14 protein-coding genes are annotated in these 16,443 nt (G+C 60.0%); 9 read left to right on the top strand and 5 right to left on the bottom strand.

The features are described from left to right. Nucleotides 1–51: 51 nt before the first annotated feature. On the bottom strand, nt 52–951 hold the full coding sequence (locus DW189_RS00410) for a hydrogen peroxide-inducible genes activator (RefSeq protein ID WP_022333406.1): 900 nt from the start codon (nt 949–951) through the stop codon (nt 52–54). A 114-nt stretch (nt 952–1,065) separates the two neighbouring features. On the opposite strand from DW189_RS00410, the gene trpS reads away from it, so the two are divergent. From trpS to DW189_RS00385, 5 genes are all read left to right on the top strand, one after another. After that, on the top strand, nt 1,066–2,190 hold the full coding sequence (gene trpS / locus DW189_RS00405) for a tryptophan--tRNA ligase (RefSeq protein ID WP_055204623.1): 1,125 nt from the start codon (nt 1,066–1,068) through the stop codon (nt 2,188–2,190). Nucleotide 2,191: 1 nt separating this feature from the next. Then, complete coding sequence (locus DW189_RS00400) at nt 2,192–3,973, top strand: chloride channel protein (RefSeq protein ID WP_117506488.1); 1,782 nt, start codon at nt 2,192–2,194, stop codon at nt 3,971–3,973. Between the two features lie 98 nt (nt 3,974–4,071). Then, nucleotides 4,072–4,416 carry a PAS domain-containing protein gene (locus tag DW189_RS00395; protein WP_117506487.1) on the top strand — a complete coding sequence of 115 codons (345 nt, stop codon included), beginning with the start codon at nt 4,072–4,074 and terminating at the stop codon, nt 4,414–4,416. Between the two features lie 359 nt (nt 4,417–4,775). Continuing rightward, nucleotides 4,776–5,240 carry a hypothetical protein gene (locus DW189_RS00390; protein ID WP_070099851.1) on the top strand — a complete coding sequence of 155 codons (465 nt, stop codon included), beginning with the start codon at nt 4,776–4,778 and terminating at the stop codon, nt 5,238–5,240. Continuing rightward, nucleotides 5,230–5,430, top strand: coding sequence for a helix-turn-helix transcriptional regulator (locus tag DW189_RS00385; RefSeq protein ID WP_117506486.1), 201 nt, complete (start codon nt 5,230–5,232; stop codon nt 5,428–5,430). The genes DW189_RS00390 and DW189_RS00385 overlap by 11 nt, the downstream gene beginning before the upstream one ends. 133 nt (nt 5,431–5,563) lie before the next feature. Here the strand turns inward: DW189_RS00385 and DW189_RS00380 are convergent, their stop codons facing one another. The 4 genes from DW189_RS00380 to lon form a co-directional block, all read right to left on the bottom strand. Then, nucleotides 5,564–6,529, bottom strand: coding sequence for an SIS domain-containing protein (locus DW189_RS00380; RefSeq protein ID WP_022333400.1), 966 nt, complete (start codon nt 6,527–6,529; stop codon nt 5,564–5,566). Continuing rightward, on the bottom strand, nt 6,529–7,275 hold the full coding sequence (kdsA, locus tag DW189_RS00375) for a 3-deoxy-8-phosphooctulonate synthase (protein WP_174760530.1): 747 nt from the start codon (nt 7,273–7,275) through the stop codon (nt 6,529–6,531). Before kdsA ends, DW189_RS00380 begins: the two co-directional genes overlap by 1 nt. A 5-nt stretch (nt 7,276–7,280) precedes the next feature. Continuing rightward, complete coding sequence (gene kdsB / locus DW189_RS00370) at nt 7,281–8,045, bottom strand: 3-deoxy-manno-octulosonate cytidylyltransferase (RefSeq protein WP_117506484.1); 765 nt, start codon at nt 8,043–8,045, stop codon at nt 7,281–7,283. Nucleotides 8,046–8,125: 80 nt separating this feature from the next. Then, entirely contained in the window at nt 8,126–10,558 is a 2,433-nt protein-coding gene (lon, locus tag DW189_RS00365; protein WP_032135998.1) for an endopeptidase La, read from the bottom strand. Nucleotides 10,559–10,681: 123 nt separating this feature from the next. Here lon and DW189_RS00360 point away from each other — a divergent pair, with 123 nt between their 5' ends. The 4 genes from DW189_RS00360 (at nt 10,682) to DW189_RS00345 (ending at nt 16,431) form a co-directional block, all read left to right on the top strand. Next, nucleotides 10,682–13,309 carry a valine--tRNA ligase gene (locus DW189_RS00360; protein WP_117506483.1) on the top strand — a complete coding sequence of 876 codons (2,628 nt, stop codon included), beginning with the start codon at nt 10,682–10,684 and terminating at the stop codon, nt 13,307–13,309. Between the two features lie 120 nt (nt 13,310–13,429). Then, nucleotides 13,430–13,885, top strand: coding sequence for a ribonuclease HI (rnhA, locus tag DW189_RS00355; protein WP_117506482.1), 456 nt, complete (start codon nt 13,430–13,432; stop codon nt 13,883–13,885). A gap of 149 nt (nt 13,886–14,034) precedes the next feature. Further along, nucleotides 14,035–15,864, top strand: a complete 1,830-nt coding sequence (locus DW189_RS00350) for an ABC transporter ATP-binding protein (protein WP_117506481.1) — start codon at nt 14,035–14,037, stop codon at nt 15,862–15,864. An 18-nt stretch (nt 15,865–15,882) separates the two neighbouring features. Further along, on the top strand, nt 15,883–16,431 hold the full coding sequence (locus DW189_RS00345) for a sugar O-acetyltransferase (protein ID WP_117506480.1): 549 nt from the start codon (nt 15,883–15,885) through the stop codon (nt 16,429–16,431). Nucleotides 16,432–16,443: the final 12 nt, after the last annotated feature.

Raw genomic sequence — 16,443 nt, 5'->3', positions numbered from 1 at the left:
TGGTGCCCGGCAATCGTATCGCCGGCCCCCCTGCCGTTTACAGGCATCCGCCTACCCCTTTACTTCGGGTATATTGGCCATGATCGTGTCGGTCAGGGCCTTGATGATCGAACTCTTGACGTACGTGCGGCGTACCGCCACGGCGATCTTACGCGACGTGGCACCTTTGGCGAGCATCTTCAGCCGGTCGTGGTGATCCGCGGGGATGTACTCGATGGCCATTTCGGGGATGATCGTCAGGCACGACGTGCAGTCGACAATGCGCATCAGCGTATCGAGCGACCCCGACTCGAAGGAGTAGTGCGACGGCATGTCGCGCTTGGCCTGGCACAGCTCGATGATCTGGTCGCGCATACAGTTTCCGGCGCTCAGGATCACCAGGTCTTTCAGGTCGATGTCCTCGATGCGGATGTTTTGCCGTTCGTACAACGGGTTTTCGGGCGAAACATAGGCGAAAAAACGGTCGTTGAAAAGTTCCTGTTCGAGGATCCCGTCGCCACACGTGCCGCTGGCGACCAGTGCCGCGTCGATCCGGTCGCGCTTGAGCGCCTCGACGATGTCCGAAGTGACCATCTCCGAGATTTCCAGTTCCACCTTCGGGTAATCGCGCACGAAATCCGGGATGAACTTGTGCAGCAGGTAGGGCGCGATGGTCGGGATGACGCCCAGACGCAGTTTACCCGAAGTTTCGCCCTTCAGTTCGGCGACCGACTCGCGGATATTGTTGTAGGCCCGCAGCGTTTCCCGGGCGCGATCCAGCACCACTTCGCCGGCCTCGGTCGGGATCACGGGTTTCTTCGAACGGTCGAGCAGCACGACGCCCAGCTCCTCTTCGAGCGCCTTCACCTGCATGCTCAGCGACGGCTGGGTCACGAAACAATGCTCTGCGGCCAGCGAAAAGCTACCGCAGTTCGCCACCGCCAGGAGGTATTCAAGTTGAATTATAGTCATAGTAGCCGATTATTTCAATACACAAAAATATAAAATAAATCTATAACAGACAACTTTATTAGGTCACCCGCGCGGTTTTTCGTAAGTTTGCCCACAAAATATATATAAAGTTTTATGGGAAAGATCATTCTTACCGGCGACCGTCCTACGGGCCGGCTCCACTTGGGACACTACGTCGGTTCCCTGCGCCGCCGCGTCGAACTGCAGGAATCGGGCGAATTCGAACGCATATTCATCATGATAGCCGACGCGCAGGCCCTGACGGACAACGCCGACAACCCCGAGAAAGTGCGCCAGAACATCATCGAAGTGGCGCTCGACTACCTTTCGGTCGGCCTCGATCCGAAAAGGTCTACCCTTTTCATCCAGTCGCAAATCCCGGAGCTCTGCGAGCTCTCGTTCTACTATATGAACCTGGTGACCGTGCAGCGCCTGCAACGCAACCCGACCGTGAAGGCCGAGATTCAGCTGCGGGGCTTCGCCGAAGGCGCCGCCGAGGGCGACACGCAGCAGAAGCAGGGCATCCCCGTGGGCTTCTTCACCTACCCCATCAGCCAGGCGGCCGACATCACGGCATTCAAGGCCACGACCGTCCCTGCGGGCGAAGACCAGGAGCCGATGATCGAACAGACCCGCGAGATCGTCCACAAGTTCAACACGGTATACGGCCCGGCACTCGTCGAGCCCGAGATCCTGCTGCCGGAGAATGCGGTCTGCATGCGCCTGCCGGGCACCGACGGCAAGGCCAAGATGTCGAAATCGCTCTGCAACTGCATCTACCTCTCGGACAGCGCTGACGAGGTGAAGAAGAAAGTCATGGGGATGTATACCGATCCCGACCATCTGCGCGTCGAAGACCCCGGCAAGGTGGAGGGCAACACGGTATTCACCTACCTCGATGCCTTCAGCCGCCCCGAGCATTTCCCGAAATATCTGCCCGACTACCCGTCGCTGGACGAGCTGAAGGCGCATTACCGCCGCGGCGGCCTGGGCGACGTGAAGGTCAAGAAATTCCTGATCGCCGTGCTCAACGAGACGCTGGAGCCGTTCCGCGAACGCCGCAAATACTACGAAGGCCGCATCGAAGAGGTCTACGAGATTCTCCGCACCGGTTCGGAGGCAGCCCGGCAAATGGCCTCGCAGACACTCGACGACGTGAAGCGTGCCATGAAAATCAACTATTTCGACGACAAACGGCTCATCGCCGAACAAGCCGAGCATTTCGCTCGCAAACAATAGGATGCAGTTACGCACCGAGCATATCTACCGCGAGTTCCTCCGCCTGACCCGGCGGTTGAGCAACAGCCAGATCATGATGCTGCTGGCTGTCGTGGTCGGTATACTCGCCGGACTGGGCACCTACCTGTTCGAAATACTGCTGCACGGCATCAAGAGCGGACTGATACGCTGGTTCCCGGTGGACAGTGCGCATCTTCTGTTCCTGATCTACCCCGCCATCGGCATCATACTCGCCACGCTGTTCGTAAAATACATCGTGCGCGACAATATTTCGGAGGGCGTAACACGCGTGCTCTACGCCATGTCGAGCCGCAACTCGCGCATCCCGGGGCACAACTGCTGGACGTCGATCGTAGGCGGCGCCACGACCATCGGGTTCGGCGGTTCGGTGGGCCCCGAGGCACCGATCGTACTGACGGGCGCGGCTATCGGCTCGAACGTCGGGCGGCTGGCGCGCCTCAATTACAAACACACCACGCTGCTGCTCTGCTGCGGTGCCGGTGCGGCGCTGGCGGCCATCTTCAAGGCTCCGATCACGGGCGTGGTCTTCGTGCTGGAGATCCTGATGCTCGACATCACGGCCGGGTCGGTGATCCCGCTGCTGATCGCCTCGATCACGGCCACGACGATGGCCTTCATGCTGCGCGGCTTCGACCCCATACTGGCCGTGACGCTCCAGCCGCAGGACGCCTTCGAGCTGTGGCAGATACCGCTTTTCATCCTGCTGGGCGTATGCTGCGGGCTGATGTCCTGGTATTTCACCTCGACCAACCTGCGCGTGGGCAACTTCTTCCGCAAGATCGACAGCCAATATAAGAAATGGCTCGTCGGCGGCGCCGTGCTGGGCATCCTGATCTTCATCTTCCCGCCGCTCTACGGCGAAGGCTACGAAGGGTTCATGTCGCTGATGCACGGCCGCGCACAGGAGTTGTTCGACAATTCGCTCTTCTACCGGTTCCGGGAGATCGATTGGGTGGTCATCCTCTTCGTCATCGCCACGATGTTCTTCAAGGTCATTGCCATGGCCTCGACCAACGCCGCGGGCGGCGTGGGCGGAACCTTCGCGCCGTCGCTGTTCGTGGGGGCGTTCACGGGGGCTTCGATCGCCCTGCTGTGCAATGCATTTTTCGACTGGGACGTCTCGGTCGTCTCGTTCACGCTGGTGGGCATGGCCGGCGTGATGTCGGGCGTGATGAAGGCGCCGCTGACCTCGATCTTCCTCATCGCGGAGCTTTCGAACGGCTACGGGCTGTTCATCCCGCTGATGATCACGGCCTGCATCTCGTTCGCCGTGGACTACTACCTCGACCCCGACTCGATCTACACCAAGCAACTGCGCCAGCGGGGCGAACTGCTCACGCACGACAAAGACCAGTCGGTATTCGTCTTCCTGAAGCTCGACGATCTGATGGAGACCGATTTCCTGCGCATCAAGGAGAATTTCACACTGGGCGACATCGTGCACATCATCTCGACGGCACGCCGCAACATCTTCCCCGTGATCGACAACTTCGGACACCTGCTGGGCGTCGTCCAGCTGGACGACCTGCGCGAGGACATGTTCAAACACGAAAAATACGGGCATCCGATCTCCGACTACATGATCCAGCCCCCGGACAAAATCCTCGAACACGAGTCGATACAGGGCGTCATGGAGAAATTCGAGGACAAGCACACCTGGATGCTGCCCGTGGTCGACAAACAGAACCGCTACCTGGGCTTCATTTCCAAATCGCGCATCTTGAACGCCTACCGCGAACAGCTGGTGAAGATACAGCAGTAAACCGGGGTTAACCTCCGCATCTTCGCTACAATGCCCATAATCACTCCGCACCTCCCGTTGAAAAGGGAGGCTTTCCCCGACGATAAACCTACGGCAATATGACGACAGAAAATCCCTATCCCTGGGCCGACGGCATGAACTGCGCGGTTACGGTATGCGACACCGGGGGCACGATCCTCTACATGAACGACAAGGCGCGCACGACCTTCGCCCGGCACGGCGACATGATCGGCAAAAACCTCTTCGACTGCCACAGCGAACGGTCGCGCGGAATTATCCAGCGCCTGCTCGCCGACGGGGGCACGAATGCCTACACGATCGAGAAAAACGGCGTCCGCAAAATGATCTACCAGACAGCCTGGCGCGTGGACGGCGTCGTGGGCGGACTGGCAGAAATCTCGATGGAGATTCCTGCCGAGATGCCGCACCACATCCGCAACTGATTCCGGAAAGGAGAAGCACCAGGGGTGCAGGAGTTCCCCCGAGCCGGATTACGACTCCCGGACTACCATTTTCGGACTACGACTCCCGGACTACGCCCCCCGGTATCATGAATTCGGGGTACAGCTTCCATCCCATACCCGATTCCCGGGGTTCAGGGTGTGCGTGCCCGGGAATTCGGGATACATCCGGAGCCGCCCTGCGCAATTCCGCCCCGGTAAATCATACCGCCGAACAAAATTTTTAGAGGGTCTAAAAGACCCTCTAATTTTTATGCCGCAAAAATTTTGTCGTGTTTATTTGCTAAAATGTAAAATATACTTTACATTTATCCTGTCTCAAACCTTTAAACAACCACGTTATGACAAAGGAATTACTACTTCCCCACAGTTTTAAGAAAATCGGCTGGGTCATCCTGATCCCGACGTTGCTGTTGGGCGTACTGATGCTCATCGACGGCTTCAACGGCTACCCGACCTACCTGATGCCGGCCCAAGGAACGGCCTGCTACGAAACGCTCTGCTCGGCAACGACAGGCCGTGCGCTGAACAACATCGCTCTGGTGGGCATCTGCATCGGCGGGATATTCGTAGCCTGCTCCCGCGAACGGATCGAGGATGAAATGATCTCCCGCATACGGCTGAACGCCCTGCTGACGGCACTTTACGTCAACTATGCCCTGCTTATCGCCACGGCGCTATGCACCTACGACCTCAGTTTCCTCTACGTCATGATCTACAACCTGCTCACCATGCTGCTGATATTCCTCGCGGTATTCCGCTGGAAACTGTGGCGTCTGAAACACGCGGTCGCAGATGAAGAATAGGATCCGGGTCGAACGCGCCGAAGTGCGCATGACCCAGCAGCAGTTGGCCGATGCTATCGGCGTAAGCCGCCAGACCGCAAACGCCATCGAGGCCGGGCGCTTCGTCCCCTCGACGGTACTGGCACTGAAGATCGCCCGGATCTTCGGCAAACCCGTCGAACAGGTTTTCCAGCTCGAAGAGGGGGACTGACCGCGGAGACATACCGGCAGACAAGACACGCGGGGACGGTACCGCATGGTACCGTCCCCTTTGTTTTCACGGCAGGCGCTCCGTTCCGAACAGACCGTCCCCGTCTATGCGGCGTGACGCAGTTGCGAAAGCCCTATAACTTGATGTCGTAAATCTGGATCACGCCCTGCAACTTCCCTGCATCGTCGGTGACGAGCAGCGACGTGACCTTGTTACGGGTCATCATCTTCTCGGCCTCGATCAGTTTCTTATCCGCGGAGATGGTTTTCGGGTTGGGCGTGGCGATATCGGCGGCCTTGATATTGAAAAACTCGGCGCGGCGGCGCTCCATCGCACGGCGCACGTCGCCATCGGTCACGATGCCCTCGATCCTCTCGCCGTCGCAGATGATGATGAGCCCCAGCCCGCCCTTGCTGATGGCGTGGATCATATCCGTAGCCGAGCAGTCGGGCGCCACGACCGGGAGGTCGTGCGAACGCATCACGTTGCCCACGGTCATCAGCAGGCGACGCCCGAGGCTGCCGCCCGGATGCAGGCGTGCGAAATCGACGCTCGTAAAGCCCCGCATCTGCATGAGCGACACGGCCAGCGCATCGCCCATGGCGATCTGCGCCGTGGTCGAGGTCGTCGGCGCGAGGTGCAGGATGCAGGCTTCCTCTTCGACGCTCACGTCGAGATGGATATCGGAATTCTTCGCCAGCGCCGATTCGGGGTTGCCCGTCATCGACACCAGCTTGTTGCCGTTGGAGTGGATGAAAGGCACGATCTTCAGGATTTCGTCGGTCTCGCCCGAATAGGAGAGCGCCAGCACGACGTCGTCCTTCGAGATCATCCCCAGATCGCCGTGGAAGGCCTCGCCGGGGTGCAGGAAGAAACTCGGGGTTCCGGTCGAGGCCAGCGTCGCGGCGATCTTGCGCCCGACGAGCCCCGACTTGCCCATGCCGGTGACGATGCATTTGCCGCTGCATGCGAGGATCAGCTCCACGGCATCGGCGAAATTGTCACCCAAGGTCTCCTTCATGTGCTTGAGCGCCAGCATCTCGGTATTGATGGCCTTGCGGGCCAGGTCGAGGATCTGCGCTTTGGTGGTATCGGTCATTATAGCAAGGTTTTAATGAGATTCTCCAGATCGTCGAGTTGCAACATGTTGGGGCCGTCGCTCCTGGCGCAGTCGGGGCAGGGGTGCACTTCGAAGAAGAAGCCGTTGGCACCGAACGCCCGGGCCGCCCGGGCCATGGCCGGCACGAACTCGCGGTTGCCTCCCGTCGTACCGCCCGCACCGCCGGGACGCTGCACCGAATGGGTACAATCCATCACCACGGTCTGCGCGATGCGCAGCATGTCGGGGATATTGCGGAAATCGACCACCAGATTGTTGTAACCGTAGATATTGCCGCGTTCGGTGAGCCATATTTCCGAAGCCCCCGCATCGCGCGCCTTCTCATAGGGGTACTGCATGTCCAACCCCGAAAGGAACTGCGCCTTTTTGATATTCACGGTCTTGCCCGTCCTGGCCGCGGCGGTGAGCAGGTCGGTCTGCCGGCAGAGGAAGGCCGGGATCTGGATCACGTCGACGACCTCGCCCACGGGCGCGGCCTGCCACGCCTCGTGGATGTCGGTCAGCAGGCGCAGCCCCCATTTCGCCCGCACGTCGGCGAGCATACGCAACCCCTTTTCGAGTCCGGGGCCGCGGAACGAGGAGATCGAGGTGCGGTTGGCCTTGTCGAACGAGGCCTTGAAGATAATATCCGTCCCGAGGGCCTTGTTGATCGCCACGAGGCGTTCGGCCACGGTGTCGAGCAACTCGGCGGATTCGATGACGCATGGGCCGGCGATGAATTTCATAGCTGTCATTTTATAAATTCCGGATGGTGTGACAAAAACTCCTCGGCACGTGCGAGGTCTTGGGGCGTGTCGATGCCGATGGTCTCGACGCCGGTGATGCCCACGCCGATCCTGTAGCCGTTTTCGAGCCAGCGGAGCTGCTCGAGCGACTCGGCCTTTTCGAGCGTGGACTGCGGCAACGCCGTGACGGCACGCAGCACCTCCGTGCGGAAGGCATAGAGGCCGATGTGCTTGTAGAACGTATGGTGCGCAAGCCACTGCGAGCGTTCGACGCCGCGCAGGTAAGGGATGACCGAACGCGAAAAATAGATGGCCCGCGACTGCGCATCGAGCACCACCTTCGGCGAATTGGGGTTTTCCAGCGCGGCCAGGCCGTCCGCTTCGGCAAAGGGTTTCACGAGCGTGGCGATGTCCGTCGCGGGATCGTCGAAGCAGCGCTTCACGGCTTCGAGCTGCGACGCCCGGATGAAAGGCTCGTCACCCTGCACGTTGACGACCACGTCGTAGGGCTTTCCCTGCCTGAGGTAGGCTTCCCAGCAGCGATCCGTGCCGCTCTTATGGTCTGCCGAGGTCATCTCGGCCTTGCCGCCGAACGCCACCACGGCATCGTAAATCCGCTCGTCGTCCGTGGCGACCACGGCATCGTCCAGTACGCCCGCCACCTGCTCGTAGACCCGCCGGATAACGGGTTTCCCGCCCAGCACGGCCAACGGTTTGGCCGGGAAGCGGGTCGACGCATAACGCGCCGGTATGATTGCGATAAATTTCATCGGCAGAGGAATTGATCCATAAAATTAAAAAAGTAAAAGGTGAAAAACAAAACTTTCCACCTTTTACTTCTTTCGGGTCGCTATATGAGCGCCTGTTTCAGCACTTCGTCGTTGGTCTTCACGTAATGGAAGGTCAGTCCGTCGATGTATTCGGGCTTGATCTCGGCGATGTCCTTGCGGTTCTCCTCCGAGAGGATCAGCTCGTTGATCCCGGCGCGTTTGGCCGCCAGAATCTTCTCCTTGACGCCGCCCACCGGCATCACACGGCCGCGGAGCGTCGTCTCGCCCGTCATGGCGATACGATCCCGGACTTTCCGCCCCGTGTAGGTCGAAACGATCGAGGTCACCATCGTAATGCCGGCCGAAGGGCCGTCCTTCGGGATCGCACCCTCGGGGACATGGATGTTGATATCGTTCTTCTCGAACAGCGCGGGGTCGATGCCCAGCTCCTTGCTGTGTGCCATCACCCACTCGTGGGCGATCGTAGCGGACTCCTTCATCACATCGCCCAGGTTACCCGTCAGGCTGACCTTGCCCTTGCCGGGCGTCAGCACCGACTCGATGTAGAGGATGTCGCCGCCGACCTCCGTCCAGGCCAGGCCCGTCACGACGCCCGTCATGCCGCCCACCTCGTACTCTTCCTTGAGGAACTTGGGCATGCCGAGGATCTTTTCGACCTCCCTGGCAGAAACCTCCGGGGCGAAAACCTCGTCGAAGGCGATCTGCTTGGCTCGGGCGCGGGCGATCTTGGCCAGCAGTTTGTCGAGCGAGCGGACACCCGACTCGCGGGTATAGCCGGCGATGATGCCTTCGACTACCTCGGGGGCCATCGTGAGCTCCTGCTCTTTGATGCCGTGCGCCTCGCGCTGCTTGGGCAGCAGGTGGTCGAGGGCAATGCGCACCTTCTCCTCGATCAGGTAGCCGGCGATATTGATCATCTCCATGCGGTCGCGCAGCGCCGGTGCGATGTTGGCGATATTGTTGGCCGTGGCGATGAACAGCACTTTCGACAGGTCGTACTCCATGTCGATGTAGTTATCGTGGAAGGTGGTGTTCTGCTCCGGGTCGAGCACCTCGAGCAGCGCGCTCGACGGGTCGCCGTGGTTCGAAACGGTCACCTTGTCCACCTCGTCGAGGATGATGACCGGGTTCGACGAACCGCACCGCTTGATAGTCTGGATGATCCGTCCCGGCATGGCGCCGATGTAGGTGCGGCGATGCCCGCGGATTTCCGACTCGTCGTGCAGGCCGCCGAGCGAGATACGCCCGAACTTGCGGCCCAGCGCCGCCGCCACCGACTTGCCCAGCGAGGTCTTACCCACACCCGGAGGGCCGTAGAGGCAGAGTATCGGGGATTTGAGATCGCCCTTGAGCTTGATGACGGCCAGGTGTTCGAGGATACGCTCCTTGACCTCCTCCAGCCCGAAATGGTCGCGGTCGAGCTGCTCGCGCGCGCAATTCAGATCGAGATTGTCCTTGGTTACCTCGTTCCACGGGAGTTCCAGCAGCAGTTGCAGGTAGGTCATCTGCACCGAATATTCGGCCACGGCGGGATTCAGCCGCTCGACCTTCTGCAACTCTTTCTCGAAGGTTTCGCCGACCTCCTTGGGCCAGTTCTTCTTCTTGGCCTCCTCGCGCATCTTCTCGATGTCGGCATCGGCGCCGTCGCCCAGTTCGTCCTGGATCGTACGCATCTGCTGCTGCAGGTAATAGTCGCGCTGCTGCTTGTCGATCTCCTGCTTCACGCGCTCCTGTATCTGGTTCTTCAGCTCAGCCAGCTGCTGTTCGCGGATCAGTATTTCGAGCAGCTTGCGGGCACGGGCCAGCAGGCCGGGGGCCTCCAGCAACGACTGGCGGTCTTCGTCCGTAAGCTCCATGTTCGAGCAGATGAAATTGATGATGCCGCGCTTGGAGTCGATGTTCTTGATGGCGAAGGCCGCCTCCTTGGGCATCGACGGCGAAACGTTGATGATGTTGAGCGCCACGTCGCGGATCGAATCCACGAGGGCCTCGAACTCGATGCTCTTCAGGTCGGGCGTCGTATCGCGCAGGGCGGTCACCCGGGCCCGGAAATAGGGCTCGGTCGTTATGTATTCGCGTATTTCGATCTTCTCCAGGCCGTTCAGGATCACCGTGAGGTTCCCGTTGGGCATTTCGAGGATTTTGATGATGCGCGCTGCGGTGCCGACCTTGTACATGTCGTCCGGCGCGGGGTCTTCGACGTCGCTCTCGCGCTGCAACACGGCGCCCAGAATGCCGCCTTCGGCATTCACGGCACGTACGAGGCTGATGCTCTTGTCGCGTCCCACGGTGATCGGGGTGATCGCACCGGGAAAGAGCACCGAACTGCGCAGCGTAAGGATCGGGATGATCTCCGGCACTTCGACCTCCTCGGCAACCTCGTCGCCGCCGGTCACGATCGGAATCACGTGGTGTTTGCCGTCGAGCAGCTCGGGAAGCAGGCTCGCATCTTCGACTTCGATGGTTTCGATTATCTTATCTTTTTTACTCATAGTTTACAGATACAAATATATAATGGTGCAAAGGTAACGATTTTTTATAGATATTTATTTTATCTTTGACAGAATGTTAATAACTTTGCAGGCCAAATAACGAAGCAAAACATTCACACCTTTATGCAAATCGCTGATAAATATTCGCCACAGGAGATCGAACAGAAATGGTACGACTACTGGATCGACAACCGGCTGTTCCATTCGGAACCCGACGGACGCGAACCCTACACGATCGTCATCCCGCCGCCCAACGTGACCGGCATGCTCCACATGGGGCACATGCTCAACAACACGTTGCAGGACGTGCTGATCCGCCGTGCCCGCATGTCGGGCAAAAACGCCTGCTGGGTGCCTGGCATGGATCACGCGTCGATCGCCACGGAGGCGAAAGTCGTGGCGATGCTGCATGAAAAGGGCATCGAGAAGTCGTCGCTCACGCGCGAGGAATTCCTCGAATACGCATGGGAGTGGAAGGAAAAATACGGCGGCATGATCCTCAGGCAGCTGCGCAAGCTGGGCGCCTCGTGCGACTGGGAGCGCACCTGCTTCACGATGGACGAACCCCGCACCGAGAGCGTCATCAAGGTATTCTGCGACCTTTACGAGAAAGGCAAGATCTACCGCGGCGTACGCATGGTCAACTGGGATCCCGCGGCGCAGACGGCGCTGTCGGACGAAGAGGTGGTATTCAAGGAGTCGCACGGCAAGCTCTACTACCTGCGCTACATGGTCGAAGGCTCGGACAAGGCGGTCATCGTCGCCACGACGCGCCCCGAAACGATCCTGGGCGACACGGCGCTGTGCGTCAACCCCAACGACCCGCGCTACGGCTGGCTGCCGGCCGGGGCGCGCGTCATCGTACCGCTGGTGAACCGCGCAATCCCCGTAATCCGCGACGAATACGTCGATATCGAGTTCGGTACGGGCGCGCTGAAAGTGACCCCGGCGCACGACGTGAACGATTACATGCTGGGCGAGAAATACAACCTCGAGGTGATCGACATCTTCAACGACGACGGCACGATCAACGACAAAGTGGGGCTGTACGTCGGCATGGATCGTTTCGACGTCCGCAGAAAGATCGAAGGCGACCTGGCGGAAGCCGGCCTGCTGGAGAAGACCGAGGATTATACCAACAACGTGGGCTATTCGGAGCGCACGGGCGTGGCCATCGAGCCGAAACTCTCGATGCAGTGGTTCCTTTCGATGGGGCAATTGGCCGAACCGGCGACGAAGGCCGTCATGGAGGACGCGATCCGCTTCGTGCCCGAAAAATACAAGAACACCTACCGCCACTGGATGGAGAACATCAAGGACTGGTGCATCTCGCGCCAGCTGTGGTGGGGCCAGCGCATTCCGGCCTGGTACCTGCCCCAAGGCGGCTTCGTAGTGGCCCCGACGGCCGGGGAGGCGCTCGAAAAGGCGCGCGCGAAAACCGGCGACGCCTCGTTGCAGCCGTCCGACCTCAGACAGGACGACGACGTGCTGGACACGTGGTTCTCGTCGTGGCTGTGGCCTATTTCGGTCTTCGACGGCATCCGCAACCCCGGCAACAGGGAGATCAGCTACTACTACCCCACCAACGACCTGGTGACGGGCCCCGACATCATCTTCTTCTGGGTGGCGCGCATGATCATGGCGGGTTACGAATACCGCGGCGAAAAACCTTTCGGAAACGTCTATTTCACGGGCATCGTCCGCGACAAGATCGGCCGCAAGATGTCCAAGCAGCTGGGCAACTCGCCCGACCCGCTCGACCTGATCGCCAAATACGGCGCCGACGGCATGCGCATGGCAATGCTCATCTCCTCGTCGGCAGGCAACGACGTAATGTTCGACGAGGCGCTCTGCGAGCAGGGACGCAACTTCGGCAACAAGATATGGAACGCCTACCGCCTGGTGAACGGCTGGTCGGCGGACGGCAATGCCGCACAGGACGAGAACAACCGCCTGGCTGTCGAATGGTTCCGCCAGACGCTCGGCGTCGCTTTGCGCCAGATCGCCGACGATTTCGGCTCCTACCGCATTTCAGAGGCGTTCAAGACAGCCTACAAGCTCTTCTGGGACGACTTCAGCGGCCTGTACCTGGAGATGGTGAAACCCGTCTACGGGCAGCCGATCGACGCGCCGACGTTCGAAGCCACGCGCACGTTCTTCGACTCCCTGATGCGCGTGCTGCACCCCTTCATGCCCTTCGTGACGGAGGAGATCTGGCAAGACCTCGCCCCGCGCAAAGAAGGCGAGTCGATCACCGTCGCCCCGATGCCCCAGCCGGCCGAAATAGACGGGCAGTTGCTGGCGCGGTTCGAGCTGGCCAGGGAGGTGATCTCCTCGGTGCGCAACGTCCGCAACCAGAAGAACCTGCCGCAGAAGGAGGCACTGACGCTCAAGGTGATCGCCGACGAGAACTACCCGGCCGAGTATGCCCCCGTGATGCAGAAAATGGCCAACCTGACGGGCATCGAGACGGTGACGGAGAAAGACCCGGCGGCCGCAGCGTTCATCGTCAAGACGACGCAGTACTTCGTGCCGATGGCGGGCAAAATCGACGCCGAAGCGGAACGACGCAAACTGACGGACGAACTGTCCTACCAGGAAGGGTTCCTCGCGAGCGTAATGAAAAAGCTCTCGAACGAGCGTTTCATGCAGTCGGCCCCCGAGAAGGTGGTGGCCAACGAACGCGCCAAGCAGGCCGACGCCGAGGCCAAGATCGCGGCCATCAAGGCGCAACTGGAAGCCCTTTCGTAAAAAGGACGGACATGCCTTGTCCCGAATTCCTGCGGGGTTCGGGACAGGTACTTTCCACCGCGGCCATGCCGCAGACGAACCATACCCGCACCGCAGGGCCGGGTTTAACGACAACACGATTTGCCGACAATCACCATATATACCGACGGCTCGGCGCTCGGGAACCCCGGGCCGGGAGGCTACGGCGTGGTACTCCTTTCGGGACAGCACCGCAAGGAGCTGTCGCAGGGATTCCGCCTGACGACCAACAACCGCATGGAGCTCATGGCCGTCTGCGTGGCGCTCGAGGCGCTCAAGTTCGACGGGTCGGACGTCACCGTGTATTCCGATTCGAAATACGTCGTGGATGCCGTGACGAAAGGCTGGCTCTTCAGCTGGGTGAAAAAGCGGTTCGCCGGTAAGAAAAACCCCGACCTGTGGATGCGCTTCCTGCGCGTGTACCGGCATCACAACGTCCGCTTCGTCTGGGTCAAGGGGCATGCCGACACCGTGGAGAACAATCGCTGCGACCAACTGGCGGTCGCTGCCGCCAACGACAAGGCGCATTTACTGGAAGATACGGGTTACGAACCCTGAAAAGGGGCGGACAGCATGTCTGCCCCTTCGTTTTTTTCGGTTCTAAACTCCCCGGAACTTCGCACTTTTAAGCCGGGAATTCCGAATTTCACATTATTATTCCTATCTTTGTCACGATTATCACATAAACTGCAAATAATCCGCCCGTAATGTTTAAAATATACATGAGGCTTCTGGGTTTCGCCCGACCCATCCGCAAATACGCCATCCCCTATTTCTTCTACTCGCTCTTCTACGCACTGTTCAATTCGCTCACGTTCCTGCTGATCATGCCGATCCTCAAGACGATGTTCGATGCGGATTACACGTTCGTATACGTGGAGAAACTCCCCCCGCTGGCGTTCAACCAGGAATACCTGACGGCGCTGTTCAACTTCACCTATTCGCACCTGTTCAACGAATACAACCCCGAAAACGTCCTGCTGCTGCTGGCCATCGTCACCATTTTCGTGAGCCTGCTGAGCAACCTGTTCCGCTACATGGGCGCATGGACGGTCGAGAACATGCGCACCCGCACCCTGCAGCGCATGCGCAACGAGATGTTCTCCAAAGTCGTGGACATGAACGTGGGCTATTTCAGCGACCAGCGCAAGGGCGACATCATCTCGAAAATCACCTCGGACGTCGGCGTGGTGCAGTTCTGCATCACCAACACCTTGCAGGTGGCTTTCCGCGAACCGTTCCTCATCATCGGCTATACGGTCATGATGGTCGCCATCTCGTGGGAGCTGGCGCTCTTCTCGGTGCTTTTCCTGCCCGTCGTGGCACTGATCATCGGCAGCATCGTCAAGCGCCTGCGCCATCCCGCACGCACAAGCCAGCAGCGCATGGGCGAACTGGTCTCGACGCTCGACGAATCGCTCTCGGGCATCAAGGTCATCAAGAGCTACAATGCCACGGGCTACGTCAAGCAGAAGTTCTACGACCTGAGCGAAGACCTGGCGCGGCTGACCCTTTCGATGGCCCGCCGCCAGCAGCTGGCTTCGCCGATGAGCGAATTCCTGGGCATCTCGGCCGTAGGCGTCATCCTGGTATTCGGAGGTTCGCTCGTATTCAAGGACGCGCTCAGCCCCGAAGGCTTCATCGCCTTCATCGCCATGTTCTCGCAGATAACGCGCCCGGTGCGCACGTTCATCGACCAGTTCTCCAACATCAACCAGGGTATCGCCGCCGGCGAACGCATCTTCTCGATCATCGACGCCCAAAGCGAAATCCAGGACAAGCCCGGGGCGATCGAACTCGACGGGCTGAAAGACAAGATCGAATTCCGGGACATCCACTTCTCGTACGACGGCAGCCGCGAGGTGATCGAAGGCATCTCGTTCGAGATCAAGCGCGGCGAGACCGTGGCCCTGGTAGGCCCTTCGGGCGGAGGCAAGTCGACCCTCAGCGAACTCATACCGCGTTTCTACGACGTGAAGGCGGGCGACATCCTGATCGACGGGGTCTCGGTGCGCGACTACACGCAGGACAGCCTGCGCGCCCACATGAGCGTCGTGGCACAGGACACCGTGCTTTTCAACGACACCATCGAAGGCAACATCGCCATGGGCAAGGCCGGGGCCACGCACGACGAGATCGTCGAGGCGGCCCGGATCGCCAATGCCGACTGCTTCATACAGGAAGCACCCGAAGGCTACCAGACCAACATCGGCGACCGGGGCGTCAAACTCTCGGGAGGCCAGCGCCAGCGGCTTTCGATCGCACGCGCCGTGCTGAAAAACCCCGAGATACTGATCCTCGACGAGGCCACCTCGGCACTCGACACGGAGAGCGAAAAACTCGTGCAGGATGCCCTCAACAAGCTGCTCGTCGGCCGCACATCGGTGGTTATCGCCCACCGCCTGTCGACGATTCACAACGCCGACAAGATCATCGTCGTCGACCACGGCCGCGTGGCCGAGCAGGGCAACCACACCGAACTGCTCGCCAAGGGCGGCATCTACGCCAAGCTGATCGAATTGCAGTCGTTCGACTAAAAATGCCGGCATGTACCGATGAGAGGCGAGAAGGAGAAGATGCTGGCGGGCGAATGGTTCGACCCGCATGACGCGGAGCTGACGGCCGACCGCGACCGTGCCACGCGCCTGATGCATCGCCTCAACGTCGAATGCTGCGGCCACGGCGACGACTACCGCACCACGCTCGGGGAATTGTGCCCCAACGTCCGCGGGTTCATCCGCGAACCTTTCCACTGCGACTACGGCTACAACATCCACATGGGCGAAGGTTCCTTCGTCAATTTCGACTGCGTTTTCCTCGACCTGGCACCGATACGCATCGGCTGCGGGACGCTCATAGGCCCCAAAGTGCAGCTGCTCACGGCGCACCATCCGTTCGACACCGCGACACGCGGGACGGCCCTCGAAGCAGGCAAGCCCATCGTCATCGGCGACCACTGCTGGCTGGGCGGCGGGGTGATCGTATGCCCGGGCGTCACGATCGGCGACAGGGCGGTCGTCGGGGCCGGGTCGGTCGTCACACGAGATATCCCCGCGGATTCGGTCGCAGCAGGCAACCCTGCACGTATCATCCGCCCGCTCTAAATATCCCCAGAC

The sequence above is a fragment of the Alistipes sp. AM16-43 genome, assembly GCF_003435745.1.
Lineage (GTDB): Bacteria > Bacteroidota > Bacteroidia > Bacteroidales > Rikenellaceae > Alistipes > Alistipes onderdonkii.
This window is presented reverse-complemented; position numbering and strand designations above follow the sequence as displayed.

Excerpts from the sequence above, each read along its gene's own strand:
- DW189_RS00350 (WP_117506481.1), top strand. The coding sequence starts at position 14,035 with ATGTTTAAAATATACATGAGGCTTCTGGGTTTCGCCCGACCCATCCGC.
- DW189_RS00400 (WP_117506488.1), top strand. The coding sequence starts at position 2,192 with ATGCAGTTACGCACCGAGCATATCTACCGCGAGTTCCTCCGCCTGACC.
- trpS (WP_055204623.1), top strand. The coding sequence starts at position 1,066 with ATGGGAAAGATCATTCTTACCGGCGACCGTCCTACGGGCCGGCTCCAC.
- DW189_RS00380 (WP_022333400.1), bottom strand. The coding sequence starts at position 6,529 with ATGACCGATACCACCAAAGCGCAGATCCTCGACCTGGCCCGCAAGGCC.
- DW189_RS00390 (WP_070099851.1), top strand. The coding sequence starts at position 4,776 with ATGACAAAGGAATTACTACTTCCCCACAGTTTTAAGAAAATCGGCTGG.
- DW189_RS00395 (WP_117506487.1), top strand. The coding sequence starts at position 4,072 with ATGACGACAGAAAATCCCTATCCCTGGGCCGACGGCATGAACTGCGCG.
- kdsA (WP_174760530.1), bottom strand. The coding sequence starts at position 7,275 with ATGAAATTCATCGCCGGCCCATGCGTCATCGAATCCGCCGAGTTGCTC.
- kdsB (WP_117506484.1), bottom strand. The coding sequence starts at position 8,045 with ATGAAATTTATCGCAATCATACCGGCGCGTTATGCGTCGACCCGCTTC.
- DW189_RS00345 (WP_117506480.1), top strand. The coding sequence starts at position 15,883 with ATGAGAGGCGAGAAGGAGAAGATGCTGGCGGGCGAATGGTTCGACCCG.
- DW189_RS00385 (WP_117506486.1), top strand. The coding sequence starts at position 5,230 with ATGAAGAATAGGATCCGGGTCGAACGCGCCGAAGTGCGCATGACCCAG.
- DW189_RS00410 (WP_022333406.1), bottom strand. The coding sequence starts at position 951 with ATGACTATAATTCAACTTGAATACCTCCTGGCGGTGGCGAACTGCGGT.
- DW189_RS00360 (WP_117506483.1), top strand. The coding sequence starts at position 10,682 with ATGCAAATCGCTGATAAATATTCGCCACAGGAGATCGAACAGAAATGG.
- lon (WP_032135998.1), bottom strand. The coding sequence starts at position 10,558 with ATGAGTAAAAAAGATAAGATAATCGAAACCATCGAAGTCGAAGATGCG.